The sequence below is a fragment of the Cupriavidus sp. genome (assembly GCF_057315035.1).
On record NZ_DBHKYV010000007.1, the window covers coordinates 1 to 14,483 of the forward strand.

15 protein-coding genes are annotated in these 14,483 nt (G+C 63.8%); 2 read left to right on the forward strand and 13 right to left on the reverse strand.

Annotated elements, in window-relative coordinates:
- Positions 1–75: 75 nt before the first annotated feature.
- Complete coding sequence (locus ACO550_RS12165) at positions 76–1,056, reverse strand: GlxA family transcriptional regulator (RefSeq protein ID WP_315592105.1); 981 nt, start codon at positions 1,054–1,056, stop codon at positions 76–78.
- A 110-nt stretch (positions 1,057–1,166) separates the two neighbouring features.
- On the opposite strand from ACO550_RS12165, the gene ACO550_RS12170 reads away from it, so the two are divergent.
- Positions 1,167–1,808, forward strand: coding sequence for an HD domain-containing protein (locus tag ACO550_RS12170; protein ID WP_315592104.1), 642 nt, complete (start codon positions 1,167–1,169; stop codon positions 1,806–1,808).
- Positions 1,809–1,820: 12 nt separating this feature from the next.
- On the opposite strand, the gene ACO550_RS12175 is transcribed toward ACO550_RS12170, so the two are convergent.
- From ACO550_RS12175 to tcuA, 8 genes are all read right to left on the reverse strand, one after another.
- The gene (locus ACO550_RS12175) at positions 1,821–2,234 is read right to left on the reverse strand and encodes a response regulator (protein ID WP_315592103.1); all 414 of its coding nucleotides are present in this window, start codon (positions 2,232–2,234) and stop codon (positions 1,821–1,823) included.
- A 102-nt stretch (positions 2,235–2,336) separates the two neighbouring features.
- On the reverse strand, positions 2,337–3,332 hold the full coding sequence (locus ACO550_RS12180; RefSeq protein ID WP_315592102.1) for an NAD(P)-dependent oxidoreductase: 996 nt from the start codon (positions 3,330–3,332) through the stop codon (positions 2,337–2,339).
- A gap of 41 nt (positions 3,333–3,373) precedes the next feature.
- Positions 3,374–4,360: a tripartite tricarboxylate transporter substrate-binding protein gene (locus ACO550_RS12185; protein WP_315592101.1), complete on the reverse strand. Its 987-nt coding sequence runs from the start codon at positions 4,358–4,360 to the stop codon at positions 3,374–3,376.
- Between the two features lie 61 nt (positions 4,361–4,421).
- The gene (locus ACO550_RS12190; RefSeq protein WP_315592100.1) at positions 4,422–5,315 is read right to left on the reverse strand and encodes an amidohydrolase family protein; all 894 of its coding nucleotides are present in this window, start codon (positions 5,313–5,315) and stop codon (positions 4,422–4,424) included.
- A 49-nt stretch (positions 5,316–5,364) separates the two neighbouring features.
- Complete coding sequence (locus tag ACO550_RS12195) at positions 5,365–6,339, reverse strand: tripartite tricarboxylate transporter substrate-binding protein (RefSeq protein WP_315592099.1); 975 nt, start codon at positions 6,337–6,339, stop codon at positions 5,365–5,367.
- Between the two features lie 66 nt (positions 6,340–6,405).
- Positions 6,406–7,194, reverse strand: a complete 789-nt coding sequence (locus tag ACO550_RS12200) for a class II aldolase/adducin family protein (RefSeq protein WP_315592098.1) — start codon at positions 7,192–7,194, stop codon at positions 6,406–6,408.
- A gap of 58 nt (positions 7,195–7,252) precedes the next feature.
- On the reverse strand, positions 7,253–8,425 hold the full coding sequence (gene tcuB / locus ACO550_RS12205; RefSeq protein WP_315592097.1) for a tricarballylate utilization 4Fe-4S protein TcuB: 1,173 nt from the start codon (positions 8,423–8,425) through the stop codon (positions 7,253–7,255).
- A complete protein-coding gene (gene tcuA, locus ACO550_RS12210) occupies positions 8,412–9,839 on the reverse strand; it encodes an FAD-dependent tricarballylate dehydrogenase TcuA (RefSeq protein ID WP_315592096.1) in 1,428 nt (475 codons plus the stop codon). Before tcuA ends, tcuB begins: the two co-directional genes overlap by 14 nt.
- Before the next feature lie 281 nt (positions 9,840–10,120).
- Between tcuA and ACO550_RS12215 the strand changes: the two genes are divergently transcribed.
- Positions 10,121–10,501: a hypothetical protein gene (locus ACO550_RS12215; protein ID WP_315592095.1), complete on the forward strand. Its 381-nt coding sequence runs from the start codon at positions 10,121–10,123 to the stop codon at positions 10,499–10,501.
- A 61-nt stretch (positions 10,502–10,562) separates the two neighbouring features.
- Here the strand turns inward: ACO550_RS12215 and ACO550_RS12220 are convergent, their stop codons facing one another.
- The 4 genes from ACO550_RS12220 to ACO550_RS12235 form a co-directional block, all read right to left on the reverse strand.
- A complete protein-coding gene (locus tag ACO550_RS12220; protein WP_315592094.1) occupies positions 10,563–11,747 on the reverse strand; it encodes an MFS transporter in 1,185 nt (394 codons plus the stop codon).
- Positions 11,748–11,909: 162 nt separating this feature from the next.
- Entirely contained in the window at positions 11,910–12,851 is a 942-nt protein-coding gene (locus ACO550_RS12225; protein WP_315592093.1) for a LysR family transcriptional regulator, read from the reverse strand.
- A gap of 136 nt (positions 12,852–12,987) precedes the next feature.
- Positions 12,988–13,701: a 4-carboxy-4-hydroxy-2-oxoadipate aldolase/oxaloacetate decarboxylase gene (locus tag ACO550_RS12230; RefSeq protein WP_315592092.1), complete on the reverse strand. Its 714-nt coding sequence runs from the start codon at positions 13,699–13,701 to the stop codon at positions 12,988–12,990.
- Positions 13,698–14,435, reverse strand: a complete 738-nt coding sequence (locus ACO550_RS12235; protein ID WP_315592091.1) for a PIG-L deacetylase family protein — start codon at positions 14,433–14,435, stop codon at positions 13,698–13,700. The genes ACO550_RS12230 and ACO550_RS12235 overlap by 4 nt, the downstream gene beginning before the upstream one ends.
- Positions 14,436–14,483: the final 48 nt, after the last annotated feature.

The following is a 14,483-nucleotide window of genomic DNA, read 5'->3' on the forward strand; positions in this document are numbered from 1 at the left end:
GTTAAAGCACCAGACAACCTTAGTACCTGTCTGAAAAAACTTGACCACCACAGAGAGACCACCAAGGGCATCGATTCAATCCATCGCCGTCCGCTTGCGATACTCCGCAGGCGTTACCCCTACCACCCGCATGAACGCGCGTCTCAGCGTGTCAACGCTGGAGAAGCCACATGCCGGCGCCACCTGCTTCGGGGCCAGATTGCCCTCCTCAAGCAACTGCCTTGCCGCCGCCACGCGCGCCTCTTCCACCCAGTTCGCTGGCGTCACGCCTACTTCCTCCTGGAATAGCCGCGACAGATGACGTGCACTGACGCCAATCCGTGCCGCCATACTTGGCACATCGTGTACAGCGGCGGGATGTGCGGCCACCCAGCGCTGCAACGCCTGCAACGCTGAGCGACTCAAGGCGGCTGGCACTTCGCGACGACTGAACTGTGCCTGGCCACCGGGCCGCTTGAAGAACATCACCAACTGGCTGGCCACTTTCATGGCGATCTCGCGGCCCAGGTCTTCCTCGACCAGCGCAAGTGCGAGGTCCATGCCCGCAGTGACTCCGGCCGCGGTACGCAGCTTGCCGTCACGTACATGAATCGCATCGGCATCGACCACCACCTTCGGATAGCGTGCCGCCAGCGCATCGGCCACCGCCCAGTGCGTGGTAACGCGGCGCCCATCGAGCAACCCGGCCTCGGCAAGCAGGAATGCCCCGCTGCATACCGAGCCATAACGCCTTGCCAACGGTGCCACACGACGAAGCCAGTCAAGCACCTGCGGATCCGCGACGGCATCGGCCGCGTGCGGTGCCCCCGCCACCAGCAGCGTATGGAACCTTGTCGGCGCAACATCGGCAGGCGCATCGTCGATCGCACTATCCGGCAGCAGTGTGACGCCTGACGAGGCACGCAACGGCCCACGCCGGGCACCGACTACGTTCATCCGATAAACCTCGGCACCGGCCTGCACGTTGGCCTCGGCGAACACGTCGAGCGGCCCGGAAACGTCCAGAAGTTGAACCCCTTCGACGGCCAGCAGGCCGATTTTGCGCGATACAGCCATGTGATGTCCTGATTGAGACCTGATGTCCTAATTCATCGCATTGCGATGATTGAAGACATACTACGCCGACTCCTAGACTCGAGGCAACCTTCACCGAACAGGAGTCAACCATGCATTTCACCGCAGCCGATATCGCCATTCCCGACAGCAAGCTGGCGCGCGAAATCACCGAACTGGTACGCGATACGGAATCGCCGTTGCTGTTCCACCATTCGAGCCGGGTCTACTACTGGGCAGCATTGGCGGGCCAGCATCGCGGACTCGACTTCGACCCCGAACTGCTCTATGCCGGTGCAATGTTTCACGACATGGGCCTGACCCACGCTCACAGCAGTGCCGACAAGCGCTTTGAAGTCGATGGGGCCAATGTGGCGGCAAACTTCCTGCGCAGCCGCGGCATTGGAGAAAGGGAAGTGGAAAAGGTCTGGACAGCGATCGCGCTGCATACCACGCCCGGTATCCCCGAATTCATGGCGCCGGAGATCGCGTTGGTAACGGCGGGGGTCGAGATGGATGTGCTCGGCATACGCCATGACACGTTTGCCGATGCGGATCGCGAGATGGTACTGCGCGCGCACCCACGTACCCAGCACTTCAAGGAGGACATCATCCAGGCGTTCTATGACGGCATCCGGCACAAGCCCGATACGACATTCGGCAACGTCAAGGCCGATGTAATCGCAGACAAGGAACCGCATTTCCATCGCGGCAATTTCTGCAGCGTGATTCGTGCCTCGGCGTGGCAAGGCTGACCAGACGCTAGCTCAGCACGCCCGCCGGACATGCCGGTTCAGCAGCCTCGTCAATGTGACGGAGCTCACGGGCTTTGTCAGCACGGTATCGATGCCGGCAGCCTCACAGGCTCGCCGCTCCTTGCGCCCCGCGGTAGCCGTGATGGCGACGATGGGCAAGCGGGCGGCGCCAGACCGCCGCTCCGCATCGCGCACCGCGCGCGCCAATGCCATGCCATCGATGTCGGGCAGGCTGATATCGGTCAGCAACAACGCCACATCGCCATGCTGCAGTATCGCCCGCGCCGCCTTGCCGCTTGTGCATGCCACGATTTCGCATCCGCCAAGCGCCTTCAGTTGGCCCTCGAGGACCAGCAGGCATACGGGGTGGTCTTCCACAACCAGGACGCGTGGCAGAGATGAGGCGGCGGGCAGAGTCTGGTTCACGGCAAACGTTGACTGCAATCGATCATGGCTTGATTGTCAGCGTCGCTTTGTCGCTTGAGTTGCGGAAATTTCCGCAAGTACCTGCAGATGCGTCTGAAATTGCTAGGTGACTTGATTCTTCAGCGGCGTCCCATGTACCCAACGCTGCAGGTTGTCGAGAAAGATCTCGACCACACGTGCCGCGTTGCCGTCAGAGAATCCCGCGCTGTGCGGCGTGGCAATGACGTTGGGCAGTGTCCAGATCGGTGATGTCGCGGCCAACGGCTCATGCGCGAAGACATCGAGATACGCACCGCCCAGTTGCCCCGAGTGCAATGCTTCGATCAATGCCGTTTCATCGACCACCTCTCCGCGCGCGACGTTCACGAGCCGTGCACCGGCCGGCAAGCGGCGCAGCGCCGCACCATCGACCAGTCCACTCGTGCGCGCCGTCAGCGGGCATGCCAGGATAAGCCAGTCGGTGCGCGGCAACACGGCATCGAACTGCTCGAACGTCACCGACTCGAACCCTTCACCGGCTGGCGTGGCGCGTTGCCTGACCACCGCAACCGACAACCCCAGCATGCGCAGGACAGCGCCAACCTGCTGTCCGATGGGGCCCCACCCGACGATGGTGGCACGCTGGCCTTGCAGGTCGCGTGGCAGGCCACTACCGAGCAACGGTGCCCAACGCCGTTCACGCTGGGCATCGAGCAGCTGGGGAAGATGGCGGGCCAGCGCCAGCACGCCCGCCAGCGCGGTTTGCGCTACGACGCCGGCATTGGCCCCTGACGAGGTGGTGACAGTCACGTCGCGCTGACGCAGTTGCCCGAATATCGCCCGATCGGCGCCCGCCGAGTGCGTGTGGACCCACCGCAGCGATGGCGCTTCGAGCATCGCGGCATAGAAGCGTTGCGTAGGCGGCAGGATCTCGTGCTTGGTCGACAGCCCGGTGACATCACGCGAAACGAATGCCAGATCGGCATCCACGGCGCGCCCGTCGTTGACGGCCGGCACTGGCACCGGCTGCCACGCCCGCCCGGCCAGCACGGCATCGATCGCCGCGCGATGCGTTTGCAATGAGGGCTCAGACAACAGGATGCGAAGCGGTTCAGACATGGCTAGCCATCAGTTCATCAATCCATCAATTTGTCGATTCATCAATCGACGGTTGCACCGGAGGCTTTTACCACGGCCTTCCATTTGACGTATTCCTTGCGGGTGAAGTCACCGAACTGCTTCGGCGATCCGCCCACCGGATCTGCGCCTTCGCGAATCATCTGCGCCTGCAGCGATGGCAGGATGTCATTGACCGCCTGGTTCACCTTGGTAATCACATCTGTCGGCGTACCCTTGGGCGCGAAGAAGCCGAACCACGAACCGGCCTCGAAACCCGGAAAGCCCTTTTCCGCAACCGTCGGCAGATCAGGCAGCGAACGCGAACGCTTGGCGCTGGACACCGCCAGCGCGCGCAGCTTGCCAGCCTGGATATGGGGCATCACCGACGGAATCGTCGCGAACATGAACTGGATGCGGCCCGACAGCAGGTCATTCAATGCATCGGCGCCCTTGTACGGGATATGCGTGGCCTGCGTGCCCATGCGCTCCGTCAACATGAACCCCGACAGGTGCGACGAGGTACCCACGCCCGTGGAGCTGTAGTTGAGCTTGCCCGGGTTGGCCTTGGCATAAGCCACGAATTCGTCGAAGTTCTTTACCGGCAACGACGGATGCACGACCAGCACGTTAGGCACATCGGCGATCTGCACCACCGGAACCAGATCGGTCAGCGGATCGTAGTTCAGCTTCTTGTACAGCGTCTGGTTGATCGAGATCGGCCCCACCGAATTGACCAGCAGCGTATAGCCATCTGCTGGTGCGCGGACCACGAACTCGGTGCCGATATTGCCGCCGGCACCCGGGCGGTTATCCACGACGAAAGACTGCTTGAACCGTTGTGCCAGCTGCTGGCTGACGCTGCGCGCAAGCATGTCGGTGGTGCCGCCCGCGGTAAACGCCACCACCACCCGCACCGGTTTGACCGGGAATTCTTCGGCGCGTGCCGGCGCGGCGAGCACCAGGCCACTCAGCATTGCAGCGGCCATCAGCCAGCGTGCGGGGGCAATTGCAGGGTAAATCCGGTTCATGATCTGTCTCCGTTCCTGTCGTGTTTGATTTTTTTATGTTTGAGTTCGGATTCGGGCCAGGCTACTGCCCGAATCCGTACAGCGTGGCCGGATTCGTGACCAGCACGCGCTGGCGGTCTGCTTCGGCCGGCAGCCAGCGTGCAAGCAGGTTGAACAGCACGCCGTCGTCAGGCATCTGCGCGGTTTCAAAGTAGTTGATGTGCGGCCAGTCCGAGCCCCACACGATGCGCTCCGGGTTGGCGGCCATCAGTGTCGCCACGAACGGGTCTACGTCGTGGTACGGCGCGCCGGCCGGTTGCAGACGGTCGGCGCCCGATATCTTGGTCCAGGCCACACCGTCACCCAGCAATGCGCATAACGCCTGGAAGCCGGGATCGGCCACGCCACGCGACGTCGCCATGCGTCCCATGTGGTCGATCACGAGCGGCAGGCCCAGCGCCTTCAGCCGTGGCCCCAGTTCCACGAGGTCCGGCGCATGAATCCAGATCTGAGCATGCCAGCCGCGCGCCTTGAGTCGCGGCGCGAGTGCTTCCAGCACATCGATTCCCACGCCATTTCGATACACCGCATGACCGGCAAGCTGGTACAGGTTGAAGCGCACGCCGCGCACGCCAGCCTCGTGCCAGGCATCGAGTTGGGCATCGGTGATGTCTGGCGCAGGTACGGCGATGCCACGCAGGCGCGTGGGGTACTGGCGCAGGGCATCGATCACCACGCTGTTGTCCGTGCCGCTGGCACTGGCCGTGACCAGCACGCCGCGCGCAAGACCCAAGGCATCGAGATGGGCAATAAAGGCGTCCGCCGGGTGCTCTGCCGGCGTATAGCTGCGGTCTTCCGCCAACGGATACCGGGCGAACGGACCAAAAACGTGGGCATGGCTGTCGCAGGCGCCCGCCGGTGCGCGAAACACCGGCGACGTAACATGCGACAACGGGGGCAGGCAAGGACGTGTCATGAATGCGCTCCGCTAACGGTGGTTCGACTGTGTTCTGACTGTGCAGCGATCACTCGGCAGCCTTCAGCCGCCCCGCCGCTGCCAGCGTCTGCGCACGTGCGTCCTCGCGCTGCAGCGAAGCCAGCAGTTCCTGTGGCGAAGATGCCTGCGCCACGCTGCCCACATTGAGCAGCCGGCTCTTGACGCTGCCTTCGGCCAGCGCCTTGCGCAGCGCCGCATTGATCGTTTCCACGGTCTTGGCCGGGGTTCCGGCCGGCGCCAGCAGCCCGGTGGCGGTGGTGGCCTCGAAGTTCGCCAGCCCCGCTTCACGCAACGTCGGCACCTTCGACAAGGCAGCATCACGGTCACGCGACATCACGGCGAGCGCACGCAGCGCACCCGACTGGATATGCGGTGCGGAACTGGTCAACTGATCCACCACCATGTCGATCTGCCCGCCCATCAGATCGACCAGCGCCGGTGCCGAGCCCTTGTAAGGCACCTGGTTGAGCTGGATCTTCGCGGCATCTTCAAGCTGCAGCAGGGCCATATGATTGGTCGTGCCGGGACCGGCGTGTCCCGCGGTAACCTTGCCAGGATTGTTGCGTGCGTACGCTAGCAGCGCTTCGATGTCCTTGAAGCGCGTAGCGCCGCCCTTGACCACGATCACCAGCGCCGTGGTCGATACCAGCCCGACCGGGCTGAAGCTGGCCAGCTTGAAGTTGGTGCGCGTCATCTTTGGCAGCACCACCACTGCATTGGGGGTGGTGACCAGCAGCGTGCTGCCGTCGGGTTCGGCGCGCGCCACGGCCGAAGCACCGATGATGCCGCCTGCGCCGGGGCGGTTGTCGACAATCACGTTGCGGCCCAGTTGCTGTTCCAGCGCCGGTGCGATGGCGCGCGCCACCACATCGAGATTGCCGCCCGGCGCGAACGGTACGATCAGCGTCACGGGCTTGTTCGGCAACGCTTGCGCGCGCGAATCAAGGACATAGGGGGCGGCGGCAAGCGCGGCGATCCGCGCCAGCATGCGTCTACGATTCATTGCTCTCCTCCACACATTGCTGTGGGCTTTCTTCGATTGATTTTTGTTCTGGTGGGAAAGCTACGTTCAGTCCCGGAAACCCGGGTCAAGGCGGTCGAGCTTGCGCAGCAGCGCCGGCCACTCCATCACGCCATACGGGCGTCGGGTGCCGGGCTGGTAGTTGTTCCAGGTTTCCTGGAGCACGTCGGCCGGCACTTCCTGGAACGGGGTGTTGCACGACATCGCCGCCACCTGCGAGCGGCAGGCAAGTTCCAGCCGGTGCATCCAGTTGAACGCCTCGCCGACGGTATTGCCCACGGTGAGCGCACCGTGGTTACGCAGGATCAGCGCTTCGCCACGCCCCAGGTCGGCGATCAGTGATTCCTGCTCGGCGGTATCGAGCACCACGCCCTGATAGTCGTGGTAACCGATCTTCAGGAAACGCATCGACGTCTGCGTGATCGGAAGCAGGCCACACGCCAGCGACGACACGGCCATCGATGCCCAGCTATGGGTGTGGATCACGCATGCCACCTCGGGCCGGGCATGGTGCACGGCGCTGTGAATCACGTAGCCGGCCTTGTTGATGCCGTAGTTCAGCGCGCCGAAGTCGGGCTTTGACAGGATCTTGCCGTCGTGGTCGACCTTGATCAGGCACGACGCGGTGATTTCCTCGTACATCATGCCGTACGGGTTGATCAGGAACGCGTCTTCCTCGTCTGGCACGCGCGCCGAGATGTGGTTGGCCATCATGTCGGCCATGCCATAGAGCTCGACCAGCCGGTAGCAGGCGGCCAGGTCCACGCGCGCCTGCCATTCCGCCTCGCTGCACTGGCCGCGCATCGACGGGATGTTCAGCACACCGGGTTTCGTCATGATCTGTCTCCTGGGGGATTACCGTGGATTTGGTGGATTTGGTTTCTCGTATTCGGGGTCAGTCCGAGCCAAGCGCAAGATCGTTCGGACGACGCTTCTCGATGTGGTACTTCAGCAGCGACGCGCTGCGGAAGATGCCGTGCGCGAACTTTCCATACGGCAAGGTGAGGAACAGCGCCATCACGATGCCCAGGTGCACGGCCAGCAGCGCGGCCATCGCCCCGGTGTCGCGGCCCGCCAGCAAGGCCAGGCCACTGGCGCTGGTCAGGAACAGCAGCGCGATGAATCCGCGATCCATGGGCTTCTGGCTGCCATCCATGGTGCGCGGATCGCGCTTCAGGTTCAGCCACAGCAATCCGGCCGGACCGACCAGCAGGCCGATACCGCCGGCAATGCCCAGCAGCACCGGCAGGCTCGTCACCGGATATGGCGCATGCAGGTCCAGCAGGTAGTGATACAGCGTTGCCACAGTGGTCGCAGCAAAGCACAGCATGAAACCGTAGAACGTGAAATGGTGGAAGCGGCGACGCAACAACGTGAATGCATCGTCATCGTTGTTGCAGCCCTTGCCATGACCGCCGTCGAGGTACTTGAGCTTGAGCGCATCGTGCGCGGCGCCGCCGACGGCCGCCCCGTGCGACTCGCCGCTGCGCGTGCCGGGCGTGACCTGGCGCCAGAAGCGCGTGACCCCGATGCCCAGTGCCGCGATCGCAAACAGGAACACCACGCCGAACATCGCCGCCAGCAGGTTGTGCGGGAAGATCGCGTAGAAATTACCGGCCAGCGGTTCATGCAGCAGCGTGCCGCGCATGGCCAGCGCCATCAGCAGGAACAGCGCAAGACCACCGGCCAGGGCCAATGCCATGGTCAGTCCCGCGCGGCGATACAGTCCACCGAGCGCGGCGGGAAACGCATAGTCGCCATAGGTTTGCACCCGCACCTTGGCCATGGCCTGCGGAATGTTCACGGCAAACTCGTGCGGCGGCGCATACTGGCACGCGTGATAGCAGGCACCGCAGTTGTGGCACAGGTTGGCCAGGTAGTGGATGTCGGCCTTATGGAACTCGAGCCGGCGGGTCATTGCCGGAAACACCGCGCAGAAGCCCTCGCAGTAGCGGCAGGCATTGCAGATCTGCAGGGTGCGGGCAACTTCGCCCTCATCGGCCGTCAAGGGCAGCGCGCCGTTGGCCAGCGCCGCCGCCTCGCGCGTCAACGCTTCAAGATGTTGCATGGTTCTCTTCCTGTGATGCAGCCGCGGACCTGATCCGGTCCGCAGCCCTGGCGGCCTGGGTACCGGCAATGCGGCCGAACGCCGTGCCGATCGCCATGCCCACACCTGCCGTATAGCCCTTGCCCAGCACGTTGCCGGCCATCATCTCGCCCGCCACGAACAGGTTGCGGCTCGGCTTGCCGCCAAAATGCACGGCCGATTCGTCATTGACCTTGAGGCCCAGATAAGTGAACGTAATGCCCGGCCGCAGTGCATAGCCAAAGAACGGCGCGGTATCGATAGGCCGCGCCCAGTGCGTCTTGGCCGGCGCCACGCCTTCGGTGTGGCAGTCGTCGAGCACGGTATGGTCGAACTTGCCTACACGGCACGCCGCGTTGTAGTCGTTGATGGTGCGCATGAAGGTGGCCTCGTCCAACCCCAGCTTGCGCGCCAGTTCAGGCAAGGTGTCGGCGCGCACGCCCGGAAACACTGGCGGCATGAAGCGGCCGACGGCCTTGGCGTCGATGATCGAGTAGCCAATCTGCTGCGGCTGCTGGGCCACCAGACGGCCCCAGATCGCGTAACGCTTGGGCCAGAAGTCCTCGCCTTCGTCATAGAAGCGCTCGGCGTTGGCATTGAGCACCACGCCCAGTGACACGCAGTCGATGCGCGTGCAGATGCCGCCGTCATAAAGCGGCGCGCGCGCGTCGATGGCCACGCAGTGCGATTGCGACGGATCGCCAATTGCGTCGGCGCCCGCTTCGATCATGAACTTCAGCAGCACACCCATGTTGAAGCGCGTGCCGCGAATCAGGAAATTGTCGGCCGGCCATTCACCGCGCTCGTTCTGGCCCCACGCGTCACGCAACCATTCGCGGTTCGACTCGAAGCCGCCAGCCGCCAGCACACATGCGCGCGCCTCGATCCGCTCGGTGCCGATGCGAGCCGCCACGAAGCGGTCGCCATCGAGCTCGATCGCATCGACGGGGGCGTTGTAGCGGATCTGCACCCCAAGTTGCTCGGCGCTGCGGAAGTACGCATTGACCAGCGCCTTGCCGCCGCCCATGAAGAAGGCGTTGGTGCGCGCCACATGGAGCGCACCCGACAGCGGCGGCTGGAAGTTCACGCCATGGCTGCGCATCCAGTCGCGGCAGCTCGACGATGCGCGGATCGCCAGCCGGGCCAGTTTTTCGTCAGTCAGGCCGCCAGTCACCTTGAGCAGGTCCTGCCAGTACTCTTCTTCGGGGTAGGCCTCGATCAGCACGTCCTGCGGCGCGTCATGCATGCAGCGCAGATTGCGGGTGTGGGAGGAATTGCCGCCGCGCCATTCGCGCGGGGCAGCTTCGAGCAGCATCACGCTGGCGCCGGCTTCGCGGGCCATCAACGCGGCACAGAGGGCGGCATTGCCGCCGCCGATCACGAGGACGTCGATCATGCGCACACGTCCTGCTTGCTGGAATCTAGGGTGGAGATGGACACGACTTTCTATACCTTCAGGAGTCTGTCCGGGACTGTATCCGCATGGAGAAACGCTGCTAAGTCCTTGTCCGGCATGGGGGTATCACGATTTGTGATGGCGGCGGACACGCGGTGGACTGCTGCGGAGTGCGTTTTCAGAGGCGTCTCATATCCATGGGGACGCGGCTGGTGGAAAGTCTTGGGGACGGCACCTGACGCTGCCGCCGCAACCCATATCAACCGAGACCTTCCCGCACCATGCCTGTACTCACTGAAAAGCTCGCCAGCAAGACCCCCGCCGTTTTACTGCCAGACGCGCCGCCGACCGGCCTGCAAGCGTTAAAGGGCTGTTTGCGCCATGAGGTCCCTGCGCTGACCCTCGAGCAGATCGACCAGCTCATCGAAGCTTCCGTCATGGAGGACTTCATGCAAAGCATGGGATGGGATCCAGGGAGCGTGGTGCGTGCCGCCGATTGGCCCCCTCTCGACGATATGCCCCACACATGCAGGCTTCCGGCCCATGCACGACAGACTGCGCAAGCGGTGCGCGACCGGAAGGTCGAATTCTTTGTGCCTGACACCAGCTTCTTCAGGCCGGTCAGGAACGAGTCAGCCGGAGGCTACGATGATCGGCCTTGATACCTGTGTACTGGCCCGTCATGTTCTTGACGATGACAGGCTCAGGGGTGCGTCCCATGCGCTAGGGCTCGATCAACGATCTCGGGCGCAAGGCGTGCGGCGCAAGGTTCGCCAGCACGAAAGCCGCCAGCAGAACGGCCGCGAGACCCCAGGCCGCTACCGGCAGCCATGGCAGCAGGCCCGCCAGTGGCGCGGCCTTGCTGGCGCCGGACGACACGGCCGCAATTCGGAGAAATGCCGCGACCGCCAGGACTGCAAAGACCACGCCCGTGAAGGCGCCTTCGTGGCCGACATGGCCCGCGTTCAGCGCGGCATTGACCGTCGAGCCGAACATGATGCCCCACAGGCCACCAGCCACGTATTGCATCGCGAGCACCCATCCCAGCGAACTGGCTGCGGCAAACCCTGACAGCGCCAGCACACCGAGCGCTGCCGCGGCCAGCAGCAGCACATGGGCAGGATAGCGTTTCAGCAGCGGCGTCTCGGGCAGCAACACGCACAAGGCAAAGCCAACCCAGAAAGCCGGCATCACATTCACGAGGCTGGCGCTCGAAACAAAGCGCAGGTAGGCGGGCGCGGAGTTGATCGCAGTGTGGATCTGAAAGCCAAAGGCAAGAAGCCAGACGGCGACAAACAGGAGCCAGACGCGCTTCGGGCCAATGCCGGGCGGGGATGACAGGTCAGGATGCCTGGATTCGGCGGGTGGCTCTAACCATCGCAAGGCGGCAACCGCAATCACCAGCGCAGCGCTGGCCGCAACAAATGGCAGCAATGGCGATACCGTGCGCAGCCGCGCCGTAAGCAGCGGCGCAACCGCCCCCGCAAGACCGACGCCAAGCAGCGAACAGGACACCAGAAACGTTGAGGCGCGGCTATGCATGCGGCGGGCAATGATCACCATCGGTGGCGCCCGCAGTGCCGAAGACGTGGCCGCCCAGAACGCGGTCAGGGCCAGCAGGAAGACCGGCGAGGTAACACTGGGCAACAGCACGAAGGCCAGTGCGGAAGCGACGGACAGCGCAAGAATCCATCCGCCAAGCCGACGCATCGCGTTGGCCACCCGGTCGGCCGCGACCCCCAGCGCGAAGTCCATGGCCACGAAGATCACCTGATCCATCATCAGGATCCAGGCCACCTGCGCGCGCGGCAGCCCCACCTGCGCGGCCAGTTGCGGCAGAAAGGCCACGTAGAGTGTCCACGTTACGGCCAGCAGGAACTGCACGGAGAAGAAAATCAGTGCGTGCATGGCGGCGCTCCCCGTCCGGCATGGTCAACCGGTTCTTGTTCTGCCCGGTACCGCAAGGTGCTTGCCGGCGCCGGCATTTCCATTGCAAGGATAGGAAGAGACCATGCATTTCACCAGTCGCGCAAAGAAACCTGACATCAGGCTGGCCGAATCTAACTAACCCTACCCTTCCAGTAACCGTGCCCCACGCCATTCGCCGGACCGCACCAGCCCGCGCGCCGTGTCGGCTAGCACGACGCGCAGCGCCAGTGCGGCGGGCGACAGTTCGTCATCGGACAGGCTGCACAACAAGTTTTTCCTGCCGACCTGGGGATCATCGATCTGCGCAAGATGAAACCGTGTTTCCGCATCGGGATAACGCCCCACGGCGGCCCACGGCTGTAGCGTGGCACCAAAGCCCATGTCGACGGCGTCCATCAGCATTGCCAGCGAATCGACTTCCTGGGTCACGCGCGGCGTGACCTTGGCACGCGAAAACGCGGCATCGAACGTACTGCGCAAGCCGTGGACCCCGGTCGGCATGATCAAGGGTACTTCCGCCAGGTCAGCCATCTGCCTGTGAGTTGGTGGATCGGCCTTGCCTTGCGGCAACGCCTTGCGCGACTGGATCAGGAACAGGGTTTCCTCAAGCAACGGGATAACCGTCCAGCGCCGTGCCGCATGGGTGCCGAACAGCACGGCAAGATCGAGCTGGCGTGCATTGAGCATTGCGGTGAGATGCCCGGACAGGCTTTCGACGATATGCAGGCGCACATCGGGATATCGCTCGCGCATTGCACGGATTAGCGGTACGCCGATAACCGATGCGGTGGTCGGCGCCAGGCCAACGCTGACCGCTCCGGTCAGGCGCGCCTGATGCGCGGCACGCCGTGCCTGTTCGGCATGGCGCAGCGTGAGTTGGGCCTCGTGGAAGAATGCCAGGCCGGCTTCGGTTGGCGTGACGCCTTGCGGTGTACGGCGCAGCAGGCGCGTGGCGAGTTCGCTTTCCAGCCGGCTGATTTGCTGGCTGACCGCCGATTGCACCATGTCGAGTTCGAGCGCGGCACGACTCATGCTGCCAAGCTCGACCACTCGCACAAAATACTGAAGCTGGCGCAATTCCATCTGACTCCCCCGGCAAGGCCGAGCCACCCGTGCCAGCGGGGGTCGGCTTCAATGTTCTGGGGGTCTTATACCAGATGCGCTGATTTCATGGTCCCTTCGCCGTCCCGACCAAGGGCGGGGAACCGTGCGGCAACGGTCAGGCCTCGTCTGCGCCGCTGTGCCAGTCCACCGTCTGATCGAGATAAACCAGGCCCTTGTCGGCCAGCGCGGGGCGCATGTTGTACATATCGACCCCGAGCACGCCTGATGCGAGCTTGTCACGCTTGCCGGCTTCCAGCGCTTCGCGTTCGGCCGCCTTGCGGGCGATTTCCGCCGCATGCGGACGCGCCACGACGACCACGCCATCGTCGTCCGCGACGATCACGTCGCCGGGACGCACCTGCGCGCCCGCACATACCACGGGTACATTGACGGCACCCACGGTTTCCTTGACTGCCCCCTGCGCCGAGATGGCACGCGACCAGACCGGGAATCCCATTGCATTGAGCGTGCTGACGTCGCGGCAGCCGGCGTCGAGGATCAGGCCACGTGCGCCACGCGCCTTCAGCGAGGTCGCAAGCAGGTCACCGAACACGCCGTCGGTGCAATCGCTGGTCAGTGCCACGACCAGGATATCGCCGGGCTGGATCATTTCCACGGCGACGTGGATCATCCAGTTGTCGCCGGGATGCATCAGCGCGGTCACGGCACTGCCTGCAATGGCTACCCCCGACTGGATCGGTCGAAGGTAGGGCTTCAACAGCCCGGTGCGGCGCTGGGCCTCGTGCACCGTGGCAACGCCCGATGCGCCGAGCGATTCGATGTCGCGCGCATCGGCGCGCAGGATATTGCGATAGGCAACCGTTCTCATGCCAATACCTCCGTTACCTGGGGAAATACGCGTACGTACCCTTCCCCATACTGAATCTTGCTATCCGAATTGCGCGTTGCCTGCGCTCCACGCTGCAGCGCCACGCGCGTGTAGTACTCCCACAGATGTTCCTGCGCCGCCATCGTCGTGAATGCACGCTGCTTCTTTTCCCAAACCGAAGAAATGTCCAGCAGCACATCGGGCTTCCAGTTGCATTGCTCGGGCTGGTGCGGCTCGAACAGGAATACCGGCGGCGCGCCAATCACCGGCACTTCGGGCTTGTAGCCGTGGGCCTGCGCAATGACGCGCGCTTCCTGTGCCACATGCGTGGCCAGCGGGTGATCGAAGTTGTAGATGTCCTCGCTGGAATGGCTCAGCACGAGCTCCGGTCGAATCTCGCGATAGATGTCGGCCAGGCGCAGCAACGCATGATCTGGCACGCGCAGCGGATAATCGCCAAGATCGAAGCATTCCAGCGTGCCACCCAGAATCTCGGCGGCGCGCTGCGCTTCTTCAAGGCGTGCGGCCTTGACACGATCGATCGTCATGCCCGGCTGGCGCCACATCTTGGCCGATTCTCCGCGCTCGCCAAAAGACAGGCAGACGATGCGCACGTGATAACCGCGCTCTGCGTACAGCGCAATTGCACCGCCCGCCCGCCAGACAAAATCGGCAGCGTGTGCGCTGACAACCAGGATCGAAGGCTTTGCAGCCGTGGCTTGTGGTTCAGACATGGGGACAGCTTCCAGAAATCATTGAATCAGTGGATCGGGCCACACAGG